Source organism: Nonomuraea sp. NPDC046570 (assembly GCF_040645915.1).
Taxonomy (GTDB): Bacteria; Actinomycetota; Actinomycetes; order Streptosporangiales; family Streptosporangiaceae; genus Nonomuraea.
The window spans coordinates 18,744-43,212 of sequence record NZ_JBEYZF010000012.1 but is presented as its reverse complement, the minus strand read 5'-3'; the positions used below and the strand labels follow the sequence as shown (position 1 = coordinate 43,212).

Here is a 24,469-nt window from a genome sequence, read left to right as displayed (position 1 = left end):
CCTGTTCTTTCAATGCTCTCGACAGCGTGACGATTCAAACCTGCTTCTTGAGGGTACGACCTGGTGTCAAGTCGCACCCCCTGAACGCTCCAGTTAGCCGGACATTTCGCCGAAACGACAGATCTTGACGAACTCCCCTGCGTCGATGCTGGCACCGCCTACGAGCGCGCCGTCGACATCGGGTTGAGCCATGATCCCGGCGATGTTGTCAGACTTGACCGAGCCACCGTAAAGGATACGCACCGCGGCGGCCACCTCGGCGTCGTACAGCTCCGCGAGTCGCGCTCGCAGCGCCGCGCAGACCTCCTGGGCGTCCTGCGGAGTGGCCACCTCGCCGGTGCCGATCGCCCAGACCGGTTCGTAGGCCACCACTATCGATTGTGCCTGCTCGGCGGTCACTTCGCGCAGCGCGCCGTCGAGTTGCGCGATGCTGTGGGCGACCTGCCCGCCCGCCTGGCGCACCTCCAGGCCCTCCCCGACGCACAGGATGGGTGTCAGGGAGTTGCGGTAGGCGGCCCGCACCTTGGTGTTGACCAGGGCGTCGTCCTCGCGGTGGTACTGCCGGCGCTCGGAGTGCCCGACCGTGACGTAGGTGCAGCCGAGCTTGGCGAGCATCACGCCGGAGACCTCGCCGGTGTAGGCGCCGCCGTCGAAGGGGGACAGGTCCTGCGCGCCGTACACGACGCGCAGCTTGTCGCCCAGGACCAATGCCTGCACGCTGCGCAGGTCGGTGAACGGCGGCAGGACGGCCACCTCGACCCGATCGAAGTCCTTGCCGTCCAGCGCGAACGCCATTCTCTGGACCAGCGCGATGGCCTCAAGGTGGTTGAGGTTCATCTTCCAGTTGCCGGCGATGAGCGGCTTTCTCACGCTTCCTCCTCCAGGGCGGCCAGACCCGGCAGGGTCTTGCCTTCGAGATACTCGAGGCTGGCGCCCCCACCGGTGGAGATGTGCGAGAACCCCTCCTCGGGAAGACCGAGCTGCCGTACGGCCGCCGCCGAGTCGCCTCCGCCCACCACGGTGAAGGCCTCGCTGCGGATCAGCGCCTCGGCGACCGCCCTGGTGCCCTCGGCGAACGCCTCGAACTCGAAGACGCCCATCGGGCCGTTCCAGAAGACCGTGCGCGCGTCGGCGAGCTTGGTCGCGAACAGTTCCCGGGTCCGGGGGCCGATGTCGAGTCCCTGCCGGTCGGCGGGGATCGCGGTGGCGTCGACGACGTCGTACGCCGCGTCGGCCGCGAAGTGCGTGGCGGCCAGCACGTCGACCGGCAGCACCAGGTCGACGCCGCGCTTGGCCGCCTCGTTGAGGAAGCCGCGCACCTGGTCGAGCTGGTCGGCCTGGAGCAGCGAACCGCCGACCTCGTGGCCCTGGGCCGCCAGGAAGGTGTAGGCCATGCCGCCGCCGATGAGCAGCCGGTCGACCTTGGTCAGCAGGTTGGCGATGACGCCGAGCTTGTCGGAGACCTTGGCGCCGCCCAGCACGACCACGTAGGGCCGCTCGGGGTTCTCGGTGAGCTTCTTGAGCACCTGGACCTCGGCCAGCACCAGCCCGCCCGCCGCGTGCGGCAGCAGCTTGGGCACGTCGTAGACGCTGGCGTGCCTGCGGTGCACGGCGCCGAAGCCGTCGCCGACGTACAGCTCGGCGAGGCTCGCCAGCCTGCCGGCGAACGCGGCGCGCTCGTCGTCGTCCTTGGACTCCTCGCCCGGCTCGAAGCGCAGGTTCTCCAGGAGGGCCACCCCGCCGTCGCCGAGCGCGGCCACGGCCTGCTGGGCGCTGGGGCCCACCACGTCGGTGGCGAAGGCCACCTCGGTCCCGAGCAGCTCGCTCAGCCTGGCCGCGACCGGCCTGAGGGAGAACGCCGGGTTCGGCTTGCCCTTGGGACGGCCCAGGTGGGCGCAGACGACGACCCTGGCGCCGCGCTCGGCGAGCGCCTTGATCGTCGGCACCGACGCCCTGATCCGGCCGTCGTCGGTGATCGTCTCCCCGTCGAGGGGGACGTTGAGGTCGACGCGCACCAGGACGCGCCGACCCTTGACGTCGAGATCGTCGAGCCCGCGCATCAGAGGTCCGCGCCCACCAGCTCGATGAGGTCGACCAGGCGGTTGGAGTAGCCCCACTCGTTGTCGTACCAGCCGATGACCTTGACCTGGTTGCCGATGACCTTGGTCAGGCCGGCGTCGAAGATGCAGGAGGCCGGGTCGGTGACGATGTCGGAGGAGACGATCTCGTCCTCGGTGTAGGTGAGGTAGCCCTTGAGCGGGCCGTCGGCGGCGGCCTTGTAGGCGGCCTTGACCTCGTCGACGGTGACATCGCGCCGGACCTCGACGGTGAGGTCGGTGGCCGAGCCGGTGGGGATCGGCACGCGCATCGCGAAGCCGTCCAGCTTGCCCTTCAGCTCCGGCAGCACCAGGCCGATCGCCTTGGCGGCGCCGGTGGAGGTGGGCACCACGTTGAGCGCGGCGGCGCGGGCGCGGCGCAGGTCGCTGTGCGGGCCGTCCTGCAGGTTCTGGTCCTGGGTGTAGGCGTGGATGGTGGTCATCAGACCCTTCTCGATGCCGAAGGAGTCGTTGAGCACCTTCGCCAGCGGGGCCAGGCAGTTGGTCGTGCAGGAGGCGTTGGAGATGACCGTGTGGTTGGCCGGGTCGTAGGTGTCGTGGTTGACACCCATGACGATCGTGACGTCCTCGTTCTTCGCCGGGGCGGAGATGATGACCTTCTTGGCGCCGTTGTCGGCGTGCACCTTGGCCTTGTTGGCGTCGGTGAAGAAGCCCGTCGACTCGACCACCACGTCGACGCCCAGGTCGCCCCAGGGGAGCTTGGCGGGGTCGCGCTCGGCGAAGGCCTTGATGGCCTTGCCGTCGACGACGATCTCGTCGGCGGTCGCCTTCACCTCGTACGGCAGGCGGCCGAGGATGCTGTCGTACTTCAGCAGGTGCGCGAGCGTCGCGTTGTCGGTCAGGTCGTTGACCGCGACGATCTCGATGTCCTTGCCGCTGGCGGCGACCGCGCGCCAGAAGTTGCGGCCGATGCGGCCGAAGCCGTTGACGCCTACGCGGATGCTCACGGAACCGATCTCCTCATGCGTGGTGGCGGGCTGGATCCTCAACCGAACCCTATCGGACCCAAATTGGTTTAGACCACTTCAGGTCCCGCCCTCTTTTTGGGTGATCGACATCCATAGTTTGCCCAGTTCCAGTAAAGTGCCCGACTCGTCAGAGTAAGTACGGGGAATCTCTGGGGGTTGTGGTGCGAGAGCGAAGATCCGGCCTGCTCGCCGGGCTGGTGACGGGCTTCGTCGCGATGGTGCTCTGCTCGGTCGTGTTCGCGGGGGCGCTGTACGCGGCGACGATCATGCCCGCCCTCGGGAACGTGGGCGGCGGCTACCCTCTCGGCTGCGCGCTCGGCCTGGTCACCGGCCTGCTCGTGGGCCTGGCCATGCGGGCGGCCAGGCCCGCGAGCCTGCTGCTGCCACTGCTCGCGGCCCTGTACGCGGCGCTGGGGATCGCCGTCGGCGCCGTCGCGTTCCTCGCCACGCTGGTCTACGACCACGACGAGCGGCCGGTGATCGACCTGTCCGGGACGATCGACCGGCTCCCCGAGGCCCTCTCGGACCTCGCCACCTCCGGGTACCGGCAGCCCGCGGTGTTCGCGGGCACGGCCGCGCTGGTCGCCCTGCTGCTCGTGGCCACGCGCGTGCGCGCGGCCAGGCGGGCGCGAGCCACCGTGCCCTCGGCCGAGCCGGAGACACCCGCCGAGCCGGAGTACCGCTCGGCCTTCGAGCCGGTACGGCCCCGCGAGCAGGCCACGCCGACGGGCGACGCCTTCCTGCCGAAGACGGACCGCGACGGCTGAGCGGCGCCCGCGCCCGCTGGAACGGGCTACATCGCGATGACCCAGCCGCCGTCGACCGTGAGGGTGTGGCCGGTGACGTAGGAGGCGGCGGGTGAGGCCAGGAAGACCACCGCGCCGGCCAGGTCGCCGGGCTCGCCCACCCGGCCGAGCGGGATGTGCCGGTCGATCAGCCGCTCCTCGGCCTCCGGGGAGGGCAGCAGGTCGGCGGTCATCGCGGTGCGCATGTAGCCGGGCGCGATGGAGTTGACCCGGATGCCGTACCGGCCCCACTCGTAGGCCATGTTCTTGGTGACCTGGACGACGGCCGCCTTGGACGCGTCGTACACCGAGGAGCGCTCGCCGTCGACGACCAGGCCGCCGATCGACGAGAGGTTGACGACGCAGCCGCCGCCCTGCTCGCGCATCCGGCGCGCGGCCCGCTGAGCCATCAGGTAGGTGCCGCGCAGGTTGACCGCCAGCGTGGTGTCGAACTCCTCCGGCGTGGCCTCCAGCGCGCTGTTGCGCAGCGACACGCCCGCGTTGTTGACCAGGATGTCCACCCGCACGCCGGCGGCGTCCAGTTCGCCGAAGGCGCGGTCGACGTCGGCCACCGAGGTCACGTCGAGCACCAGCGGCAGGTTCGCGACGCCGGCCTCGGACAGTTCGTCGCAGGCCCGCCCGGCCGCCTCGGCGGTCAGGTCGGAGGCGACGACGCGCGCTCCGGCGGCGCCGAGGGCCAGGCTCTGGGCCCGGCCCAGCCCACCGGCCGCCCCGGTGACCAGGGCCGTCAGTCCGTCGAGCGAGAAGAGGTTGCGCATGTCTTCCTACAAGCCGTAGTTGGTGAGGATGGTGACGACCTGGTGGGAGTCGTGCAGCACGTGCTCGCGGATGTGCCGCCCCGCCGCCTCCGGGTCGCCGGCCGCGATCGCGGCGGCCAGCCCCCGGTGGTCGACGCCCGTCCAGTCGGGGGTCTCCACCTCCTTGGAGCAGAAGTACCACTGGCGCAGCGCCAGGTTGAAGTGGATCTCCGCGGTGGTGGTCAGGTAGTCGTTGCGGGTCATCCGATACATGCTGCGGTGGAAGGCGGCGTCGAGGTCGATGCACTCCTGCAGGTCGTCGGTTTCGTGCTGCCGCTCGGCGAGCTCGGCCAGCCGCTCCTTCTCCGCCCGCGAGCCCCGCTGGCAGGCCAGTGCCGCGGCCAGCGCCTCGATCTCCAGGCGCAGCTCGGTGACCGAGCGTGAGTCCTTGAGCGCGATGTCGGTGGCGTAGGTGCCGCTGCGCGGGTAGATCACGACCAGCTTCTCGAACTCCAGGCGGCGGATCGCCTCGCGCACCGGCGAGGTGCCGAAGCCGAGGGTGGCCCGCAGCTCCGGCTCGCTGAGCCGCTCCCCCGGCATGATCTCGCAGCGGACCAGCCGGGTGCGCAGGGCGGCGGTGGCCGACTCGCTGAGCAGGTTCGCGGCCGAGACCTCGGCTCTGCCGGATCTCGCCTCGCCGGCGACAGGGGCGGGACTCATTTTCACACGACCTCTCAGCGGGGGACGATCAGAGGGCGGGGCCGCGCCGGGCATCAGGCCAGCAGGTCGTCGATCACGGTGGAGATGCCGTTCTCGACGGTGCAGGCGTAGTCGCCGACGGAGTACTCGCCCCCCAAGATCTCTACCACCTTGAGCTGGACGCCGTTCACCGCGAGGGAGGGGCCGAACTCGGCGGCGGCCGGGCCGAAGACCTTGCTCTTCAGCTTGAAGTCCTTGGAGGTGTCGCGCGAGACGATCTCGAAGGTCTTGAAGCCGGGGCCGTTGGCCTCGGGCAGCGCGTGGACCTGCAGGTGCGGGTACATGCTCATGTCCGCCCACGCCTGGTTGGAGTGGCCGTCCTCGGGCGTCATGGAGATGCTGAAGATCATCTCACCGGCCCTGGTCACCCGCCCGGCCACCTTCTCCGCGCTGTCGGCCAACTCGACCTCGCCGAAGTGCTTGGGGTAGCCCCACACCTCACGGCCGAAGGCCACGCTCCACGGCTGGTCCTCGAACTCGAAGTAGTAGTTCACGCCCACATGGTCCTGGTAGCGGACCGGGATCACCACACCCGAGTCGTAGAAGGCGCCCGCCGTCGTGTTGCCGAAGTCGGCGATCTGCACCACGAACCGGTCGTCGGCCAGCTCGAACGGCGTGGGCTCGAGCAGCGCCTCAAGGTTGGCCGCGTCGCCCTGGCAGTAGACCGACAGAGTGCGCAGGTTCTCACACCAGTACGGCTGGTCGCCACTCGGGTAGCCGAGGTAGGTGAAGAAGTTCTTGACGTCGTAGTTCTGCTTCATGGGGAATTCCTCAGGGTGAAGAAGGGGCGGGCTCAGTCCCGGCCCGCCTCGTGGATCTTTCGCAGGAAGGTCTTCAGCTCGGGCGAGCGCGGCGCGTCGAAGATCTCCTCGGGCCGTCCCTGCTCCAGGATCGTGCCCTTGTGCAGGAAGCAGATCGAGGAGGAGATCTCGCGGGCGAAGGACATCTCGTGCGTGGTCATCATCATCGTGATGCCGTCACCGGCCAGCTCGCGGACCAGGTTGAGGACCTCGATGACCAGCTCCGGGTCGAGCGCGGAGGTGATCTCGTCGAGCAGCAGCACCTCGGGCCGCATCAGCATGGCGCGGGCGATGGCCACGCGCTGCTGCTGGCCGCCGGACAGCTGGTCGGGGTAGGCGTCGACCTTGTCCTTCAGGCCCACCCGGGCCAGCATGACGCGGGCGTCGGCCTCGGCCTGCGCCTTGTTCGCGACCTTGGCCCGGATCGGGGTGAGGGTGCAGTTGCGCAGCACGCTCATGTGCGGGAACAGGTTGAAGCTCTGGAAGACGATCCCGACGCGGCGGCGCAGCCTGACCAGGTCGACGCCCTCGCCGGAGATGACGTCGCCGTTCAGCGAGATGCGGCCGCCCTGGATCGCCTCCAGGCCGTTGACGCAGCGCAGCAGGGTCGACTTGCCCGAGCCGGACGCGCCGATCAGGGTCACCACCTCGTGCCGGCCGACACTCAGGTCGACCCGGTCGAGGACCTTGTGGTCGCCGTAGGACTTGGTGACCTGCTCCAGCTCCACGTATGCGGTCGCCATCGGCTGCCCCCTTACTTCTTCGAGCCCGAGCGGGCGAGCATGTAGTCGACCAGCCGCGTCTGCGGGATCGTGATCAGGACGAAGACGAAGCACACGGCCGTCACCGCGGACAGGTTGAAGTCGTTGGCCGAGTAGATCTTCGCCTGGCTGAAGGCGTCGATGATGCCGACGACGATGACCAGCGCGGTGTCCTTCTGCAGGCCGATGAACGTGCTCAGCATCGGGGCCGCGATGTTCCGCGCCATCTGCGGCATGATCACGAACCTCATCACGTCGGGCTGCGACAGGCCCATCGACAGGGCCGCGGAGGTCTGGCCCTTGTTGATGGACTCGATGCCCGACCGGTACAGCTCTGCGTTGTAGGCGCTGTAGGTGAGGGCCAGCGCCACGATCGCGTACACGACCGGGTCGCCCTCGCTCAGGATCGGCACCTCGGTGAGCGGCAGTCCGAAGCAGACCAGGTAGATCAGCACCACGGACGGGATGCCGCGGAAGACGTCGATGTAGGCGATCGACAGCGCGCGGACCGGCCAGAAGCCCTTGCCCGGCAGCAGCCTGCCGATGGCCAGCACCAGGCCGAAGGCCATCGCGAGCACCTGCGCGCCCAGCGCGATCTTGATGTTCACCAGCAGCGCCGTGCCGATGTCGGCGAGGCTGCGGACCATGAACTCGACGTTCAGGAACGTCTTCTGCACGGCGCCGTCGTTGGTGAAGACCAGCAGGGCGACCAGCGCGACGACCGCGACGAAGCCGCTCAGGCCGAAGGAGGCGACCGAGGCGTTGCGCGAGCGCGCGGCGGCCTCGCGGGCCTCGACGTACTTGCCGGCGTTCCAGTCGCGCTCGGAGAGCGCGCTGTGGCGGTAGGCCGCCAGCAGCGGGCCGCCGACGAGCAGCACCGGCAGGGCGACCCCGAGGGCCAGGCGCAGCGCCTGCCCCTCGTCGAGGACGGCGCCGGACAACTGGTAGCACAGCACGACGGTCAGCAGCGCGAGCACCGCGGCGCCGCCCAGGTAGGACTTGGTGCTCAGCGGCCTAGAGGGGCCCGGCGCGACCGTGCTGGCGGCCATGGGGCCTGACAGCTCGACTTTCATGGTCAGGCCGCCCACTCCGGCAGGGTGTCCGGGTCCCCGCCCAGGATCGGGTTGAGCCACTTGTCCATGATCTTGTCGAGGGTGCCGTCCTCCTTCATGTCACCGAGGATCTTGTTCAGCACCTCGACGTTGGCCGACCCCTTGGGGAGCAGGGGGGCGACGTCGCCGCCGATCGGGTAGCGGCCGATCACCTCGAGCTTGCCGCCGGAGTTGGCGGCGCGCGGCATCACCGTGGCCGTGTCGTTCACCGCGGCGTCGATCTGCCCGGCGAGCACGGCGTTGAACAGGTCGTCGTTGGAGTTGAACACCCTGGTCTGCTTGGGCTTCAACGTCTCCTGCAGATACTTGAGCTGCACCGACCCCGCCAGCACGCCCACCGTGGACTGCTTGATCGACTCAGCCGTCAGCTCCGACCCCTTCTTCACCAGGACGCCGGTCAGGTAGGTGTTGTACGGCGAGGCGAAGTCCACCGCCCTCTTGCGCTCCGGGGTCACGACGATGTCCCACACCGCGAAGTCGAAGCTGGAGGACTTGGCGGTCACCAGGGCCTCGAAGGAGGCGTTGACCAGCTTGATCTTCTTCAGCCCGGCCCGGTTGGCGATCTCCGCGTCCAGGCAGTACATGTAACCGCCGTCCACGCTGTCGAGCGTGTTGCCCCGGTATCCGGCCGGGTACGGCAGCGAGGCGGCGACGGTGAGCTCGCCCTCGGTCATGGTGTCGAGCTTGTGGATGGGCGGGTTCGCGGAGATCTCGCACTCGCCGAAGGGCTTGTCACTCGCGGCCTTGGAGCCGTCCGAGCCGCCGCAACCGGCGAGGGTGACGAGGCACGCGGCCAGTGCGGCAGCGCCGGTGATCTTGAGCGGCTTCTTCACGCTTCACCTTTTCCTGGGTTCGGTTCTGCACAGCGCCGGGTTGGTCCGCTGAGCCCCCCACAGCCATTGATGCGTCACTGAAATGTCAGTGATGATGGGCGTTACATTACACAGGTGTTCCAGTGTTTGACTACGCTCGCCGCAGTCTTTACCTAACGCCCGCTTTGAGGAGCGTTTCGCCAGGTCGGGGCGGTCGCCGTACACGAAAAAGGCCCTCCCGCCGCGGGTGCGGCGGGAGGGCCTGGGGCGCTCGGGGTCAGGACGAGAGCATGTCCACGGTGAGATTCGCCTCGGTGTTGGGGATGCCCATGTCGGAGGCGCGCTTGTCGGCCATCGCCAGCAGGCGCCGGATGCGGCCCGCGATGGCGTCCTTGGTCAGCGGCGGGTCGGCGATCTGGCCGAGCTCCTCCAGCGAGGCCTGCTTGTGCTCGACGCGCAGCCGCCCGGCGATCACCAGGTGGTCGGGAGCCTCCTCGCCGAGGATCTCCAGCGCCCGCTGCACGCGGGCGCCGGCCGCCACCGCGGCCCGCGCCGACCTGCGCAGGTTGGCGTCGTCGAAGTTGGCCAGCCGGTTGGCCGTCGCCCGCACCTCGCGGCGCATCCGCCGCTCCTCCCAGGCCAGCACGCTGTCGTGCGCGCCGAGCCTGGTCAGCAGCGCGCTGATGGCGTCGCCGTCGCGGACCACCACCCGGTCGACGCCGCGCACTTCGCGGGCCTTGGCGTGGATCTTCAACCGCCGCGCCGACCCGACCAGCGCCAGCGCCGCCTCGGGGCCGGGGCAGGTGACCTCCAGGGACATCGACCGGCCCGGCTCGGTCAGCGAGCCGTGCGCCAGGAACGCTCCGCGCCAGGCGGCCTCGGCGTCGCAGGAGGCGCCCGCCACCACCTGGCGCGGCAGGCCCCGCACCGGGCGGCCGTGGTTGTCGATCAGGCCGGTCTGCCGGGCCAGCGCCTCACCGTCGCGGTAGACGCGGACCACGTAGCGTGAGCCCTTGCGCAGCCCAGCGGGCGCGAGCACGAGCACCTCCGCCTTGTGCCCGAAGACCTCGCCGATGTCCTTGATCAGCCGCCGCGCGGTGGCGTTGGTGTCCAGCTCCGCCTCGATCACGATGCGGCCGCCCACCAGGTGCAGTCCGCTCGCGAACCGCAGCAGCGTCGAGACCTCCGCCTTGCGGCAGCAAGGCTTCAGCACCGGCAGGCGGCTCAGCTCGTCCTTCACCACACCTGTCATCGCCATAAGCGTTAGTCCTCCCCCATACAGACCGGCTCTCCAGCAGTCTCTCGCACCTTCGAGGCGCCCCGACCAGGATCAACGCTTCTGGAGGAAAATCTCGTCCAGGACGGAGGCAAGACGTCGTGGGTCGTGCCGGGGGGAGCCGTCCTCGGCCGCGACGTCCGCCATGACCAGGCGCCCGCCCATCGCGGCGACGGCCTTCTCCAGCGCGTCGGGGTCGTCGACCACGCCGGTGTCGGCCAGAACGACGTCGATCACCAGGTCCGGCGCGTGCCGCCTGAGCACCTCCAGGTGTTGCTGGGGGGAGAAGTCGTCGGTCTCGCCCGGCTGGGGGGCGAGGTTGAGCGTGACCAGCCGCTTGGCCTTGGTGACGTGCAGCGCCTCGGCCAGCTCGGGCACCTTCAGGTGCGGCAGCACGCTGGTGAACCACGAGCCCGGCCCGAACACCACCCAATCGGCGTCCAGCACTGCGCGCACCGCCTCGGGGCAGGCGGGCGGGTTCTTCGGGATGAGGGAGATCGCCCGCACCCGGCCGGGGGTGAGCGCGCAGGCCACCTGGCCCGTCACCGTGGAGACGACGCCGTCGAGCTCCACTTCGGCGAGGATGTCGAGCGGCACCGACGCCATCGGCAGCACCCTGCCGTGCGCGCCGAGCAGCCTGCCGACCCAGTCGAGCCCGGCCACGGTGTCACCGAGCAGCTCCCAGAGCGCCACGATGAGCAGATTGCCCACGGCATGCCCGTGCAACTCCCCCTCGCCGGCCGCCCCGTCCCCCGCCTCAAGACCGCACGCCTCCAGCCGCGGGCGGGTCGCGCCGAAGCGGTGCTGGACGACCGCGCTCCACGTACTGCCCCACTCGTCGTCGCCGCACAGCGCGGCCAGCGCCATGCGCAGATCCCCGGGAGGCAGCACGCCGAGCTCGCGCCGCAACCTCCCGCTGGAGCCGCCGTCGTCGGCTACGGTGACCACCGCGGTCAGCTCACCGGTCACCACCCGCAACGCCGACAGCGAGGCGTACAGCCCGTGCCCCCCGCCCAGCGCCACCACCCGCAACCCACCGGCCGCCTCATGCGACCCACTCCCGGGCACACCCGTCGGGTACGGCACCGCCCCCCCGCCGGTCAGGCCCACGCGCCCGTCGGTCACTCGCGGCCTACATCCCGGTGGCTCACCTGGACCTCCATCCCGCGATCTCGCAGCCGACCGCCGACCTGCTCGGCCATCGCGACACTGCGGTGCTTGCCGCCCGTGCAGCCCACCGCCAGCGTCACATAGCTCTTGCCCTCCCGCGCGTAACCGGCCGCCACCACCCCGAGCACCTCCTCGTAGGCGTCGAGGAACTCCTTGGCGCCCGGCTGGTTGAGGACGTAGTCGCGGACGGGGGCGTCGAGGCCGTTCATCGGCCGCAACTCGGGCACCCAGTGCGGGTTCGGCAGGAACCGGCAGTCGACGACGAGGTCGGCGTCGACCGGCAGGCCGTACTTGAAGCCGAAGGAGAGGACGTTGACTCGCAGGCCGGGACGGTCCTCCCCGCCGAAGTAGGTGACGATCTTGTTGCGCAGCTCGTGCACGTTGTGCGAGGAGGTGTCGATCACCAGGTCGGCGTTGGCGCGCACCTCGCGCAGGATGCCGCGCTCGCGGGCGATGCCGTCGACCAGGCGGCCCTCGCCCTGCAGCGGGTGCGGGCGGCGGACGTTCTCGAACCTGCGGACCAGCTCCTCGTCGCTGGCCTCCAGGAACACCACGCGCACGCGCACGCCGCGGGCCTCGAGCTCCTCGATGGCGGCGTTGAGGTCGCTGGTGAAGGCGAGGCTGCGCACGTCCACCACGGCGGCCACCTTGTCGGCGGCCAGCTTCACCCTGCCCGCCTCCTCGGCCATGGCGAACAGCAGGCCCGGCGGCAGGTTGTCGATGACGAACCAGCCCAGGTCCTCCAGCGCCTTGGCCGCGGTGCTGCGCCCCGCCCCCGACATGCCGGTGACGATGACGAACGCCGACTCCGTGTGCTCCTTCGTACTCATGGCCTCACTCCGTCACTGCGTTCGGGCGGCACGTCAGCGCTCCCCCTCAACGTCGACACGATCACCTCGGCGGTGGCCCGGCCGATGCCCTGGACCTCGCAGATCTCCTCCACGGTGGCATCGCGCAGCCGCTTCACCGAGCCGAAATGCTTCAGCAGCGCCTGCCTGCGCGCCGGCCCGAGGCCGGGCACGCCGTCGAGCGCGCTCTCCTTCACGGCCTTGGACCGCTTGGAACGATGGTAGGTGATGGCGAACCGATGCGCCTCGTCACGCACGCGTTGCAGCAGGTAGAGGCCCTCGCTGGAGCGGGGCAGGATGACCGGCTGGTCGTCGCCGGGCAGCCAGACCTCCTCCAGGCGCTTGGCCAGGCCGCACACCGCCACATCGTCGACGCCGAGCTCGTCCAGCGCGCGCTGGGCGGCGGCGGCCTGCGCGCCCGCGCCGTCGACGACCACGAGGTTGGGCGGGTAGGCGAACTTGCGCGGCCTGCCGGTCTCGGGGTCGATCGGGCCGAGCGCGTCGTCCTGCGCGGTCAGCTCGCCGGTGGCCGAGCGCTCCTCCAGATAGCGCCGGAACCTGCGGGTGATCACCTCGTGGATGGAGGCGACGTCGCCTTCCTTGGACTTGACGGCGAACCGCCGGTACTCGCTCTTGCGGGCCAGGCCGTCCTCGAAGACCACCATGGACGCCACGACGTTCTCGCCCTGCAGGTGGGAGACGTCGTAGCACTCGATGCGCAGCGGCGCCTGGTCGAGGTCGAGCGCGTCGGCGATCTCCTGCAGCGCCTTGCTGCGGGTGGTCAGGTCGCTGGCGCGGCGGATCTTGTGCTGGGCCAGCGACTCCTTGGCGTTGCGCTCGACGGTCTCCATCAGCGATTTCTTGTCGCCGCGCTGCGGCACGCGCAGCTCCACGCGCGCCTTGCGGTGCTCCGACAGCAGCTCGGCGACCGCTTCGGCGTCCGGCGGCATCGCGGGCACCAGCACCTCGCGGGGCAGTGACTCGGGGGCGGCGTCGCCGTACATCTGCAGCAGGAACTGCTCGACCAGCTCGCCGGGGGTGGTCTCCTCGACCTTGTCGACCACCCAGCCGCGCTGGCCCCTGATGCGCCCGCCGCGCACGTAGAAGACCTGGACGGAGGCTTCGAGCGGGTCCTCGGCCAGGGCGATCACGTCGGCGTCGGTGCCCTCGCCGAGCACGACGGCCTGCTTCTCCAGGGCCCGCTGCAGCGCCTGGACGTCGTCGCGCAGCCGGGCGGCCTTCTCGTACTCCTGCTCGCCGGCGGCCTCGCGCATCTCCTTCTCGAGGCGCCTGATGAAGCGGGCGGTGTTGCCGCCCATGAAGTCGCAGAAGTCTTCGGCGAGGTCGCGGTGCTCCTCGGGGCTGACCCGGCCGACACACGGCGCCGAGCACTTGTCGATGTAGCCCAGCAGGCACGGCCTGCCGACCTGCCCGGCCCGCTTGAAGACGCCCGCGCTGCAGGTGCGCACCGGGAAGACGCGCAGCAGCAGGTCGACGGTCTCGCGAATGGCCCAGGCGTGGGAGTAGGGGCCGAAGTAGCGGGTGCCCTTCTTCTTGGCGCCGCGCAGCACCTGCACGCGCGGGAACTCCTCGCCCATGGTGACCGCGAGGTAGGGGTAGGACTTGTCGTCGCGGTACTTGACGTTGAAGCGCGGGTCGAACTCCTTGATCCAGGAGTATTCGAGCTGCAGGGCCTCCACCTCGGTGCCGACCACGGTCCAGTCGACCGCGGTGGCGGTGGTGAGCATCGTCTGGGTGCGCGGGTGCAGGCCGGCGAAGTCGGCGAAGTAGGAGTTGAGCCGCTGGCGCAGGCTCTTGGCCTTGCCCACGTAGATCACCCGGGACGTCGCGTCCCGAAACCTGTAGACCCCGGGTGAGTCGGGGATGGAACCGGACTTCGGCCGGAAACTCAGGGGGCTGCCCGCGGATCTCGCCACATCTCCCAGACTATCGGCCGGGACCGACAGACCGGATCTCGCGGGCCCGCCGTCCCGGAGCGCCCGGCCGGTTCGCGCGGCCCGCCGTACCGGAGGGCCCGGTACGGCAGGCCGCGGCTCACGCCAGGGTGATCGACGTGCCGTCCACCTTGATCTGCACCTCGGGCAGCGCCTTGGTGGCGGGGCCGTCCTTCACCGAGCCGTCCTCGACGCTGAACTTGCTGCCGTGACACGGGCAGACGATCACGCCCGACTCCACGGAGCTGACCGCGCACCCCTTGTGCGTACAGGACGCGGAGAACGCCTTGTACTCCCCCGCCACCGGCTGGACCACGACGATCTTCTGCTCCTTGAGGATCGTCCCGCCGCCCACGGGGACGTCGGCGGTGCCGACCAACTGCCCGCCGGGGGCCGCGCTCGTGCTCGGAGCATCGGTGGTGGCCGGGGCGCCGGTGGCCCCCGCCTGCGGAGTAGCCTCGGTGGACCCGCCGCACCCGGCCAGCACGACGGCCAGCCCGCCCGCGCCCACACCCGCTATGACGGTCCTGCGGCTCTGAAGCTCTTCTCTCATGCCGTCCAACAAACCGCACTCTGCTGAGAGAATTGTTAAAGGACCGGCCGCGAACGGGCCTACGCCAGGAAGATGGCGTCCCCGTCCACCTTGATCTTCTTCTCCGGCAGCCCCTTGGGCGCGGGCCCACCGGCGACCGAGCCGTCCTCGACCTTGAACTGGCTGCCGTGGCACGGGCAGTTGATCGTGCCCGACTCGACCGAGGCCACCGTGCAGCCCCGGTGCGTACAGGTCGCCGAGAACGCCTTGAACTCCCCCGCCACCGGCTGGGTGACGACGATCTTCTCCTTAGTGAAGACCTTCCCGCCGCCCTCGGGGATGTCGGCGGTGGCGGCCAGCTTGGCCCCGCCCGCCTTCTCCGGCTTGTCCGTCTTGCCCGTCGGCGCCGCCGGATCCCCGCCCTGTGGCGCCGCTTCCTCCCGCGCCGCGGTGTCCGTGGGCTGGCCGTAACCGGCGCAGGCAGTGAGCACCGCGGTCAGCCCGGCGCCTCCGGCCCCGAACATCACCGCGCGACGTGTCGTGTCAGCCATGGTCACCCTCCCAGGGTTCTGGTCTCACCTCAGGTACGGCGGGCACCTGGATACCGGTTCATCGTGCCGGACCAGAAGTCGGGGAACCATGCACATTTACCGCTTCAGAGGATGACGATCCCGTCCCCGTCCACCTTCAGCGCGAACTCCGCCAGCGGCGCCTTCGCCGGCCCCTTCAGGCACTTGCCCGAGTCCGCGGCGAACTCGCTGCCGTGGCACGGGCACGGGATCACGCCGTTCTCGGGGCTGGCGACCGCGCAGCCCTTGTGCGGGCAGCTCGCGGTGAACGCCTTGTACACCCCCGACGTCGGCTGGGTGACGACGATCTTCCACTCGTGGATCACCTTGCCGCCGCCGACCGGGATGTCGGCGGTACCGGCGATGACCTTGCCCTTGATGCCCGGCGGCACGACGGCCTTCCCCGCCCCCTGCTCGCCTCCGCAGCCGGCGAGCGCGACGCCGCACACCGCCACGCCCGCGACCCCCAGCGCCTCGCGCCGCCCGAACTCGGGCATGCCGAAACCGCGCTCCGCACCCGTCATCTCCCCGACCCTCCGCTTCGCTCCGAACCCCCTGCAGGGCAGGACTTTGCCTGCCTTTCACTCTATGGGCGACCCCCTTCGGTCACTCATCCAGGGGATTCGACAAGTGGCCCGAGGGCTGGGGACGAAGGCTGTCCTGACGCGCGAGGGTCCGAAGAAACCCCGTCCGCGACCCGCGCAGGCCACTCAGACCTGCGCGGGCCCCGGAATCCGCGCCCTCTCAGACTTCGAGGATCTTCCGCAGGAAACGCCCCGTGTGACTGTCGTCGACGAGCGCCACGTCCTCGGGCGTGCCGGCCGCGACCAGCGTGCCGCCCTTGGATCCGCCTTCGGGCCCCATGTCGATCACCCAGTCGGCCGTCTTGATCACGTCGAGGTTGTGCTCGATGACGATCACCGTGTTCCCGCCGTCGACCAGCCGCCCGAGCACCCCGAGCAGCCGCCGGATGTCCTCGAAGTGCAGGCCAGTGGTCGGCTCGTCGAGCACGTAGATGGTCCGCCCGGTCTGCCGCCGCTGCAACTCGGAGGCCAGCTTCACCCGCTGCGCCTCACCGCCGGACAGCGTCGTGGCAGGCTGTCCCAGGCGCACGTAGCCGAGACCGACGTCGTTGAGCGTCTGCAGGTGCCGCCTGATCCCCGGGATGGCGTCGAAGAAGGCCAGCGCCTCCTCGATCGGCATGTCCAGGACCTCGGAGATCGTCTTCCCCTTGTAGTGGACCTCGAGCGTCTCCCGGTTGTAGCGCGCCCCGTGGCACACCTCGCAGGGAACGTAGACGTCCGGCAGGAAGTTCATCTCGATCTTGATGGTGCCGTCGCCCGCGCACGCCTCGCAGCGCCCGCCCTTGACGTTGAAGCTGAACCGCCCCGGCTGGTAGCCGCGCACCTTCGCCTCGGTGGTCTGCGCGAACAGCTTGCGCACGTGGTCGAACACCCCGGAGTAGGTCGCCGGGTTGGAGCGCGGGGTGCGCCCGATCGCCGACTGATCGACGTGCACGACCTTGTCCACCAGGTCCATGCCGGTGATCCGGGAGTGCCGCCCCGGCACCGTCCTGGCTCCGTGCAGTTCCTTGTGCAGCGCGTTGTAGAGGATGTCGTTGACCAGCGTCGACTTGCCCGACCCGGACACCCCGGTGACGGCGGTGAACACCCCGAGCGGGAAGTCGATGTCGACGCCCTTGAGGTTGTGCTCGCGCGCCCCCTTGACCGTGATCTGCCGCTTCCTGTCGCGCTTGCGGCGCTTGGCGGGCACCGCGATGCTCTTGCGGCCGGACAGGTAGGCGCCGGTCAGCGAGTCCTCGGAGTTGAGCAGGTCCTGGACGGTGCCGGAGACGACCACCTGGCCGCCGTGCTCGCCCGCGCCGGGCCCGATGTCGACCACCCAGTCGGCGGCGGCGATCGTGTCCTCGTCGTGCTCCACGACGATCAGCGTGTTACCCATGTCGCGCAGCCTGACCAGCGTGTCGAGCAGCCGCATGTTGTCGCGCTGGTGCAGGCCGATGGACGGCTCGTCCAGCACGTACAGCACGCCCACCAGGCCGGAGCCGATCTGGGTGGCCAGCCTGATGCGCTGCGCCTCGCCGCCGGCCAGCGTGCCGGAGGCCCGGTCCATCGTCAGGTAGTCGAGGCCGACGTCGAGCAGGAAGCCCATCCGGGCGTTGATCTCCTTGACCACCCGCTCGGCGATCTGCATGTCACGCTCGGACAGCGTCAGTCCCGCCAGGAACGTCGCGCACTCGCCGATCGACATCGCCGACACCTCGGCGATCGACTTGTCGGCGACGGTGACCGCCAGCGAGACCGGCTTCAGCCTGGCGCCCTTGCACACCGGGCAGGGGATCTCGCGCATGTAGCCCTCGAACCGCTCCCGGGTCGAGTCGGACTCGGCCTCGGCGTGCCTGCGCTGCACCCACGGGATCACGCCCTCGTAGGTGGTGTAGTAGGAGCGCTGGCGGCCGTAGCGGTTGCTGTAGCTGACGTGGACCTGCTCGTCGTGACCGTACAGCAGGGACTTCTGGGCCTTCTTCGGCAGCTTCTCCCACGGGGTGTCGAGGGTGAAGCCCATCGCGTGGCCGAGCGCCTCGATGAGGCGGACGAAGTACTCGGAGGTGTGGCCGCCCGACCAGGGATGCAGCGCGCCGCCGCCGAGCTCCAGCTCCGGATCGGGCACGACGAGCTCGGGGTCGACCTCCATCTTGGTGCCCAGGCCGGTGCACTCGGGGCAGGCGCCGAAGGGCGAGTTGAAGGAGAACGAGCGCGGCTGCAGCTCCTCGAACGACAGGTCGTCGTAGGGGCAGTAGAGGTGCTCGGAGTAGAAGCGCTCGCGGCCCGGGTCGTCCTCCGGCAGGTCGACGAACTCCAGCGTGATCGTGCCACCGGACAGCTGCAGCGCGGTCTCCACCGAGTCGGTCAGCCTGCGCTGCGAGGACTCCTTCACCGACAGCCGGTCGACGATGACCTCGATGTCGTGCTTCTCGTACTTCTTCAGTGTCGGCGGCTCTTCGAGCCTGATCACGGTGCCGTCGACGCGTGCCCGGGCGAAGCCCTTGGTCTGCAGCTCACGGAAGAGCTCGGCGTACTCGCCCTTGCGCCCGCTCACGACGGGGGCCAGCACCTGGAAGCGGGTGCCCTCCTCCAGCTCCATCACCCGGTCGACGATCTGCTGCGGGGTCTGCCTGGCGATCGGCCGCGCGCACACGGGACAGTGCGGCTTGCCGATGCGCGCCCAGAGCAGGCGCAGGTAGTCGTAGACCTCGGTGATCGTGCCGACGGTGGAGCGGGGGTTGCGGCTGGTGGACTTCTGGTCGATGGAGACCGCGGGCGACAGGCCCTCGATGAAGTCGACGTCGGGCTTGTCCATCTGGCCGAGGAACTGCCTGGCGTAGGCGGACAACGACTCTACGTAGCGGCGCTGCCCCTCAGCGAAGATCGTGTCGAAGGCCAGGCTCGACTTGCCGGAGCCCGACAGCCCGGTGAAGACGATCAGCGAGTCTCGCGGAAGGTCGAGCGAGACGTCTTTGAGGTTGTGCTCTCGTGCACCACGCACGATCAGGCGGTCTGCCACGGCGATCCCGATGTCGAAGGTCTGAATAGGTCCACGGGGGATGGTAGACGGAGGGTCCGACAGTTTCCGGTGACCCAGGGGGCGGCTGCCGGAAAGACTTCCCCTACAGGCTACGGCCTTCTCCTGCGTCCGTCGGGCCCTTCACCATTCAACCGGCTCACCGGCAGTGTTATGCCCGACGATCGACGCCACCCCACCTTCTGCTGAAATGTCGGATATGAGCGCTCTTGATTCTCTCCGAGCCGAACTCGCCGCCGCCGGCGAACGGCTGGCCGCCACCGCGGCCGGTCTCTCCGACGAGGACGTGGCGGCCCCCTCCTCGCTGCCCGGCTGGTCCCGGGGCCACGTTCTCACCCACGTGGCCAGGAACGCCGACAGCCACGTCAACCTGCTGGTGTGGGCCAGGACCGGCATCGTGACCCCGCAGTACCCCGACCCCGGCTTCCGGGAGGCCGGAATCGCCGCCGGAGCCGGACGCGGGGCGCGGGAGCAGCTCGCCGACCTGCGGGCGAGCGCCGAGCGGCTGGCCAAGGCCATCGCCGCGGTGCCGGCCGAGGGCTGGTCGACCATGGTCGGCGGCCTGCGCCCGCCCACACACCCCGCCTGGTACACCCTGGTGCGCCGGCTGCGCGAGGTCGAGCTGCACCACGTGGACCTGGGCGCGGGCTACACCCCGGCCGACTGGCCGGAGGAGTTCGTACTGCGCGAACTGCACGACTGCCGGGCCCTGTGGCCGTACGGCCGGAGCACGGTCGGCGAGATCCGCGTGACCGGCGGTGAGACCTGGACAGACCTGGGCGAAGGCCCCGTCGTCGAGGGCAGTGCCCGTGACCTGCTCGTCTGGTTGACGGGCAGGTCGGCGGGAGAGGGGATTAGGGTGGTGCGTGAGGGGCACGACGGGCCGCAGCATCCGCTGCCGGAGCCGCCGTGGATGACGGCGCCCGCCCCCGAAGGACTGCCGGCGGCGCCTCCGCAGCACTACCCGACGAGGAGGACTCCGTGACATACACCGGTGACGTCAAGGTCGGCGGTCCCGCCGACGTGCGCGAGTTGCCCGGCCTGAGGATCGCCAAGCTCGCCGTGGGACCGTTCGACAACAACGCCTACCTGCTGCGCTGCACGGAGACCGGGGACGGGCTGCTGATCGACGCGGCCGCCGAGGCCGACCGGCTGCTGGCGTTCGTGGACGAGGGTCCGATCAGCTCGATCGTCACCACCCACCGGCACGGCGACCACTGGCAGGCGCTGGAGCAGGTGACCAAGGTGACCGGCGCCACGCCGATCGCCCATCCGCTGGACGCGCCCGCCCTGCCGGTGCCGGTCGAGCGGCTGGTGGAGCACGGCGACACGATCACGGTGGGCACGGTCACCCTGGAGGTGATCCACCTGCGCGGGCACACGCCGGGCTCGATCGCGCTGCTGTACGACGGCGGCGACGAGGAGCGGCACCTGTTCACCGGCGACTCGCTGTTCCCCGGCGGCGTCGGCAACACGCAGAAGGACCCGGAGCGGTTCGAGCGCCTCTACACCGACGTGGTCGAGCGCGTCTTCGACCGGCTGCCCGACCAGACCTGGGTGTACCCGGGCCACGGCAAGGACACCACGCTCGGCGCCGAGCGCCCGTCGCTGCCCGAATGGCTGGCCCGCGGCTGGTGACCCACCGGCGGGTCAGGCCGTACGGCGGGAGAAGACCCGTGCGATGCGCTCGGCGGCGCCCGCCGGATCCCCTGCCATCCAAACCGACGTACGAAAGGCGGGCACCGGAATCTCCGGTGCCCGCCTTGAACGCGTGTCGGGAACTCAGCCGATGCGCTCGGCTTCCTTGCGCTCCCTGCGCTGCTCGCGCTTGTAGAACAGCATCCGCAGCGGGATGGCCGCGACCAGCGCGATCTGCATCGTGGCGCCGACCTTGATCGGCATGTCCCCACCCTCGGGCCAGGCGACCCAGAACGTGAGGAACGCCACATTGACCATGATCCAGCCGAGCACGATGGCGGCGAGCTGCCCCTTGGGCTTGGGGTACTCCACCCGGCTCACCATCAGCCAGGCCACGGCCAGCACCGCGAGCAGGGAGAGGTAGCTGGGCTGGAACAGCATGACGATCGACACGACCGTCATGGCGCCCATCGGGATGGGCAGCCCCATGAAGTCGCCGCTCGTGGTCTTCACGCAGGCGAACCTGGCCAGGCGGACGCAGCCGGCGATCAGCACCGACGAGGCGGCCACGATCACCGCCCAGAACTCCACCTTGTCGGTGAACCCGCCCCAGATCACCACCATGAACGCGGGCGCGAAGCCGAAGCTGATCACGTCGGCGAGGTTGTCGAGCTCGGCGCCCATCGCCGAGGCGCGGAACCGCCTGGCAACGAGGCCGTCGAAGAGGTCGCAGGTCGCGCCGATGAGCAGCAGCACCACGGCGGTCGCGAAGTAGCCGGGAGCGGGCGCGAAGCCCTTCCCTGCGGTGAGCGACTGGATCGCCGACGTGGCCAGCACGCACACGGCGAGGAAGCCGCACAGCGCGTTGCCCAGCGACAGCGAGTCCGCGGCGGAGAGCCGGAAGGCCTTGCCCACCGGACCCCGCGGTTCCTGGTCTTCGGCCTGCCAGCCGCCTGCGTCAGCCGCGGTCAATTCTGGTCACCCCCGCCATCGTCTTCTCACCCACGGCCACCGCGGGAGAGATGCCTTCGGGAAGGTAGATGTCGACCCGTGAGCCGAACCGGATGAGCCCGATGCGTTCGGTCTGCGCGAGCTTGGTTCCGGCGTTTACATACGGCACGATCCTGCGCGCCACCGCGCCCGCGATCTGCACCATCTCGATGTCGCCGAGCGCGGTCTCGAAATGCCACACCACGCGCTCGTTCTGGTCGCTGTCCTTGTTGAAAGCCGGCAGGAACCCACCCGCCACATGCTGCACGGAGGTGACGGTTCCCGCAAGGGGGGCCCGGTTGACGTGCACGTTCAGTGGACTCATGAAGATCGCGACCCGGGTGCGGCCGTCCGGCCATGGATCGATGCTCTGCACCACGCCGTCGGCGGGCGAGAGCACCCGCCCCTCGCCGGACCGGCGGTCGGGGTCGCGGAAGAACCAGAGCATGCCGCCGGTGAGCGCGGTCAGCGGCACGGCCGCCAGCGCCCAGCGCCGGTCACGGCGGCTGAGCAGCGTGGTGACGGCCGCGGCGGCCACAGTCGGGAAGAGCCACGGGGAGACGCCGCGCGCGAGTCGCACGCGACCGGCCTTGTGGCTAGCAGAATCGTCTGACACGGACAACCTTTGATGGTGACTACGGGCAGGGCGCTTTGCCGTGATGTTACAGAACCCGAAACTATTACACGGCGCAACTAGACAAGCAAAGCGCCTCGAACACCGTTTAGCTAGCCCTGTTTCGTCGGCGCGGGGGTGGTGCTTTCCTTCCCCTTGCGCGCGTCGCTACGGGACTTGAGCAGGCTCGCGACGGTGGTGATCACCATCGTCCCGCCAATGACGGAGAGCGAGACCGAGATCGGCACTTCTGGCGCCCAGGAGACCTCGCTGGCGTGCAGAGCCTCCAGAATCAGCTTAACCCCGATAAATCCAAGGATGAACGCCAAGCCGTAGGTGATGTACACCAGACGCTGCAGCAGACCGCCCAGCAGGAAGTACAGCTGACGCAGTCCCATCAGGGCGAACGCGTTGGCGGTGAAGACGATGAAGGCGTCCTGGGTGAGGCCGAAGATCGCCGGGATGGAGTCGAGGGCGAACAGCAGGTCGGTGCTGCCGATGGCGATCATGACGATCAGCATCGGGGTGACCATGCGCTTGCCGTCGATCTTGACCGTGATCTTGGAGCCGACGTAGTCGGGCGTCGTCGGGAAGGCCTTGCGCACCCACCTGAGCAGGGCGTTCTCGTTGAAGTCGTCGTCGTCCTTGCCGTGCTGGCGGATCAGGTTGATCGCCGTGTAGACGAGGAAGGCGCCGAAGACGTAGAACAGCCAGCTGAAGCGCTCCAGCGCGGCCGCGCCGAGGGCGATGAAGATGCCGCGCATGACCAGCGCCATCAGGATGCCGACCAGCAACACCTTGTGCTGGTAGATCTTCGGCACCGCGAACCGGCTCATGATGATGAAGAAGATGAACAGGTTGTCGACGCTCAGGCTGTACTCGGTGATGTACCCGGCGAAGAACTCACCCGCCTTGGCCGGCCCCGCGGTGATCCAGAGCACGATCCCGAAGATCACAGCCAGTGCCACATAGAACGTGACCCAGAAGCCCGCCTGCTTCATCGAGAACTCCCGGGCCTCACCCCGGTCAACAATCCACAGATCGACGGCGAGGATGACCAGCAGACCGCCGATGACGGCGATCCAAGCCCACGTGGGGATGACCATGATGATATAAACCTCCGGCGCGCATGACAGACAGCCGGAGGTCTCTCCCGCCCGCGACCATCAGTGACTCTGGATGCTGCGGACCGACAGCCCCGGGGGCTCCATGGGACGGAGCGAACCGTGATGACGAGGCTGACGCGAAGGGATACTCCCCTCCCTTAACCAAAGCAGTATAGGAGAACGTGTGAGCGCCGCCTAATCTTCCACGCCTGCGGACGAAAGGTAAACACCCACCACGGCCTCGACCGCGTCGTCCGCCCGCGGCAGCTCCGCTCCCCTGCGCACCGCCGCCTCGGCCAGCCGCGCCGCCTCACCCGGCTCCTCCAGCACCTCATGAACGGCCCGCCGCATCGCCCCCACGTCCCCGTACGGCACCAGCACCCCCGCCCCACCCAGCAGTCCGGGAATCCCGCCCACCTCGGTCGCGATCACCGGCCGCCCGGCGGCCAGCGCCTCGCTGAGGCTCAGCGGCTGCCCCTCCCACCGGCTCGGCCACAGCACGGCGTCGGCGGCGGCCAGCAGATCGGGGATGTCGTCCCGGTTGCCCAGCAGGACCACGGGCAGCCGCTCCCGCTCGATCCTCGTCTGCAGCCCGGCCCGCAGCGGCCCGTCCCCCGCGACCACGAACAGCGGCGAGCGCGGCAGCGGCGCGGCGGAGACGTCGAGGAGGGTCTCCAGGCCCTTCTGCTGGGCCAGTCTGGCGATCGTCAGCAGGATCGGCCGCTGGCCCGCGTCCAGTTCGGCCCGGACCTCGGCGGGCGGGCGGTGGGCGGGGCGCAGGACGGGCGCGGGGACGACGGCCGCCTGGACACGGCGTGCGCCGAGGGCCCGCATCCGCTCGCCCAGGTCGGGTGAGACGACCAGCACCGTGTGCGCCCGGTTGGCCACCACCCGTTCGAGGGCGGCGTGGACGGCGCCGACGAATCCGCCGGCGGTCAGCGCGTTGTGCAGCGTCACGATCAGGGGGGTGCGGGTTCCGGTGAGCCCGGCCAGCGCGCCGGCCCGCAGGCCGTGGGCGTGCACGACGTCCGCCCCGCGGGCGATCCGCCTGATCGCGGCCACGGCGCGCGCGTCGTTGACCGGGTGTGGCCGGTCGGAGACGGGGATGGGGGTGAAGCGCGCCCCTGTCGCGGCGTAGCGGAACGCGTGCCCGACGCTGGGGGGTCCGGCGACGACGACCTGGTGGCCTCGCCGTACCAGACCCTCGACCAGCATGCCGACGTGCCGGCCCGTGCCTCCTGAGGTCGTGCCCAGCACGAAAGCCACCCGCATGGTCACGCACTTCCTCTCGCGCCCG

At 69.8% G+C, this 24,469-nt stretch carries 24 protein-coding genes; 3 read left to right on the top strand and 21 right to left on the bottom strand.

What is annotated here, in order from left to right; translation table 11 throughout:
• Nucleotides 1-93 precede the first annotated feature (93 nt).
• Genes tpiA through gap form a run of 3 tightly spaced genes read right to left on the bottom strand, consistent with a single transcriptional unit; the run spans nt 94 to nt 3,064 of the window.
• Nucleotides 94-870 carry a triose-phosphate isomerase gene (tpiA, locus tag ABZ911_RS20520; protein WP_358057735.1) on the bottom strand — a complete coding sequence of 259 codons (777 nt, stop codon included), beginning with the start codon at nt 868-870 and terminating at the stop codon, nt 94-96.
• The gene (locus ABZ911_RS20515) at nt 867-2,060 is read right to left on the bottom strand and encodes a phosphoglycerate kinase (RefSeq protein WP_358057732.1); all 1,194 of its coding nucleotides are present in this window, start codon (nt 2,058-2,060) and stop codon (nt 867-869) included. Before ABZ911_RS20515 ends, tpiA begins: the two co-directional genes overlap by 4 nt.
• A complete protein-coding gene (gap, locus tag ABZ911_RS20510) occupies nt 2,060-3,064 on the bottom strand; it encodes a type I glyceraldehyde-3-phosphate dehydrogenase (protein WP_358057729.1) in 1,005 nt (334 codons plus the stop codon). The genes ABZ911_RS20515 and gap overlap by 1 nt, the downstream gene beginning before the upstream one ends.
• A 182-nt stretch (nt 3,065-3,246) precedes the next feature.
• Between gap and ABZ911_RS20505 the strand changes: the two genes are divergently transcribed.
• Entirely contained in the window at nt 3,247-3,852 is a 606-nt protein-coding gene (locus ABZ911_RS20505) for a hypothetical protein (RefSeq protein WP_358057726.1), read from the top strand.
• A 26-nt stretch (nt 3,853-3,878) separates the two neighbouring features.
• On the opposite strand, the gene ABZ911_RS20500 is transcribed toward ABZ911_RS20505, so the two are convergent.
• From ABZ911_RS20500 to uvrA, 14 genes are all read right to left on the bottom strand, one after another.
• A complete protein-coding gene (locus ABZ911_RS20500) occupies nt 3,879-4,649 on the bottom strand; it encodes a glucose 1-dehydrogenase (RefSeq protein ID WP_358057723.1) in 771 nt (256 codons plus the stop codon).
• 6 nt (nt 4,650-4,655) lie between these two features.
• Nucleotides 4,656-5,348, bottom strand: coding sequence for a GntR family transcriptional regulator (locus ABZ911_RS20495; RefSeq protein ID WP_358057720.1), 693 nt, complete (start codon nt 5,346-5,348; stop codon nt 4,656-4,658).
• A gap of 53 nt (nt 5,349-5,401) precedes the next feature.
• Nucleotides 5,402-6,148: an acetoacetate decarboxylase family protein gene (locus tag ABZ911_RS20490; protein ID WP_358057717.1), complete on the bottom strand. Its 747-nt coding sequence runs from the start codon at nt 6,146-6,148 to the stop codon at nt 5,402-5,404.
• 32 nt (nt 6,149-6,180) lie between these two features.
• Entirely contained in the window at nt 6,181-6,930 is a 750-nt protein-coding gene (locus ABZ911_RS20485) for an amino acid ABC transporter ATP-binding protein (RefSeq protein ID WP_358057714.1), read from the bottom strand.
• 11 nt (nt 6,931-6,941) lie between these two features.
• On the bottom strand, nt 6,942-8,021 hold the full coding sequence (locus ABZ911_RS20480) for an amino acid ABC transporter permease (protein ID WP_358057711.1): 1,080 nt from the start codon (nt 8,019-8,021) through the stop codon (nt 6,942-6,944).
• Between the two features lie 2 nt (nt 8,022-8,023).
• Nucleotides 8,024-8,893: an ABC transporter substrate-binding protein gene (locus ABZ911_RS20475; protein WP_358057708.1), complete on the bottom strand. Its 870-nt coding sequence runs from the start codon at nt 8,891-8,893 to the stop codon at nt 8,024-8,026.
• Between the two features lie 256 nt (nt 8,894-9,149).
• Nucleotides 9,150-10,130 carry a DNA-binding protein WhiA gene (gene whiA, locus ABZ911_RS20470; RefSeq protein WP_358057705.1) on the bottom strand — a complete coding sequence of 327 codons (981 nt, stop codon included), beginning with the start codon at nt 10,128-10,130 and terminating at the stop codon, nt 9,150-9,152.
• A gap of 72 nt (nt 10,131-10,202) precedes the next feature.
• Complete coding sequence (locus tag ABZ911_RS20465; RefSeq protein WP_358058328.1) at nt 10,203-11,174, bottom strand: 2-phospho-L-lactate transferase CofD family protein; 972 nt, start codon at nt 11,172-11,174, stop codon at nt 10,203-10,205.
• A gap of 95 nt (nt 11,175-11,269) precedes the next feature.
• The gene (gene rapZ, locus ABZ911_RS20460) at nt 11,270-12,148 is read right to left on the bottom strand and encodes an RNase adapter RapZ (protein WP_358057702.1); all 879 of its coding nucleotides are present in this window, start codon (nt 12,146-12,148) and stop codon (nt 11,270-11,272) included.
• Nucleotides 12,145-14,103 (bottom strand): excinuclease ABC subunit UvrC, encoded by a 1,959-nt coding sequence (gene uvrC, locus ABZ911_RS20455; RefSeq protein WP_358057699.1) that lies wholly within the window; start codon nt 14,101-14,103, stop codon nt 12,145-12,147. Before uvrC ends, rapZ begins: the two co-directional genes overlap by 4 nt.
• Nucleotides 14,104-14,221: 118 nt before the next feature.
• On the bottom strand, nt 14,222-14,674 hold the full coding sequence (locus ABZ911_RS20450) for a Rieske 2Fe-2S domain-containing protein (protein ID WP_358057696.1): 453 nt from the start codon (nt 14,672-14,674) through the stop codon (nt 14,222-14,224).
• A 59-nt stretch (nt 14,675-14,733) separates the two neighbouring features.
• The gene (locus ABZ911_RS20445; protein WP_358057693.1) at nt 14,734-15,204 is read right to left on the bottom strand and encodes a Rieske (2Fe-2S) protein; all 471 of its coding nucleotides are present in this window, start codon (nt 15,202-15,204) and stop codon (nt 14,734-14,736) included.
• A 104-nt stretch (nt 15,205-15,308) separates the two neighbouring features.
• On the bottom strand, nt 15,309-15,746 hold the full coding sequence (locus tag ABZ911_RS20440) for a Rieske (2Fe-2S) protein (protein WP_358057690.1): 438 nt from the start codon (nt 15,744-15,746) through the stop codon (nt 15,309-15,311).
• Between the two features lie 220 nt (nt 15,747-15,966).
• Nucleotides 15,967-18,807 carry an excinuclease ABC subunit UvrA gene (gene uvrA / locus ABZ911_RS20435; RefSeq protein WP_358057687.1) on the bottom strand — a complete coding sequence of 947 codons (2,841 nt, stop codon included), beginning with the start codon at nt 18,805-18,807 and terminating at the stop codon, nt 15,967-15,969.
• A 217-nt stretch (nt 18,808-19,024) separates the two neighbouring features.
• Between uvrA and ABZ911_RS20430 the strand changes: the two genes are divergently transcribed.
• On the top strand, nt 19,025-19,810 hold the full coding sequence (locus ABZ911_RS20430) for a maleylpyruvate isomerase family mycothiol-dependent enzyme (protein ID WP_358057684.1): 786 nt from the start codon (nt 19,025-19,027) through the stop codon (nt 19,808-19,810).
• The gene (locus tag ABZ911_RS20425) at nt 19,807-20,463 is read left to right on the top strand and encodes an MBL fold metallo-hydrolase (protein ID WP_358057681.1); all 657 of its coding nucleotides are present in this window, start codon (nt 19,807-19,809) and stop codon (nt 20,461-20,463) included. Before ABZ911_RS20430 ends, ABZ911_RS20425 begins: the two co-directional genes overlap by 4 nt.
• A 144-nt stretch (nt 20,464-20,607) precedes the next feature.
• Here the strand turns inward: ABZ911_RS20425 and pssA are convergent, their stop codons facing one another.
• The 4 genes from pssA to ABZ911_RS20405 form a co-directional block, all read right to left on the bottom strand.
• Complete coding sequence (gene pssA / locus ABZ911_RS20420) at nt 20,608-21,435, bottom strand: CDP-diacylglycerol--serine O-phosphatidyltransferase (protein WP_358057678.1); 828 nt, start codon at nt 21,433-21,435, stop codon at nt 20,608-20,610.
• The gene (locus ABZ911_RS20415) at nt 21,422-22,033 is read right to left on the bottom strand and encodes a phosphatidylserine decarboxylase (RefSeq protein ID WP_358057675.1); all 612 of its coding nucleotides are present in this window, start codon (nt 22,031-22,033) and stop codon (nt 21,422-21,424) included. Before ABZ911_RS20415 ends, pssA begins: the two co-directional genes overlap by 14 nt.
• 146 nt (nt 22,034-22,179) lie before the next feature.
• Nucleotides 22,180-23,172, bottom strand: coding sequence for a TerC family protein (locus ABZ911_RS20410; RefSeq protein WP_358057672.1), 993 nt, complete (start codon nt 23,170-23,172; stop codon nt 22,180-22,182).
• A 195-nt stretch (nt 23,173-23,367) separates the two neighbouring features.
• Nucleotides 23,368-24,444 (bottom strand): glycosyltransferase family 4 protein, encoded by a 1,077-nt coding sequence (locus tag ABZ911_RS20405; protein WP_358057669.1) that lies wholly within the window; start codon nt 24,442-24,444, stop codon nt 23,368-23,370.
• Between the last annotated feature and the right edge of the window lie 25 nt (nt 24,445-24,469).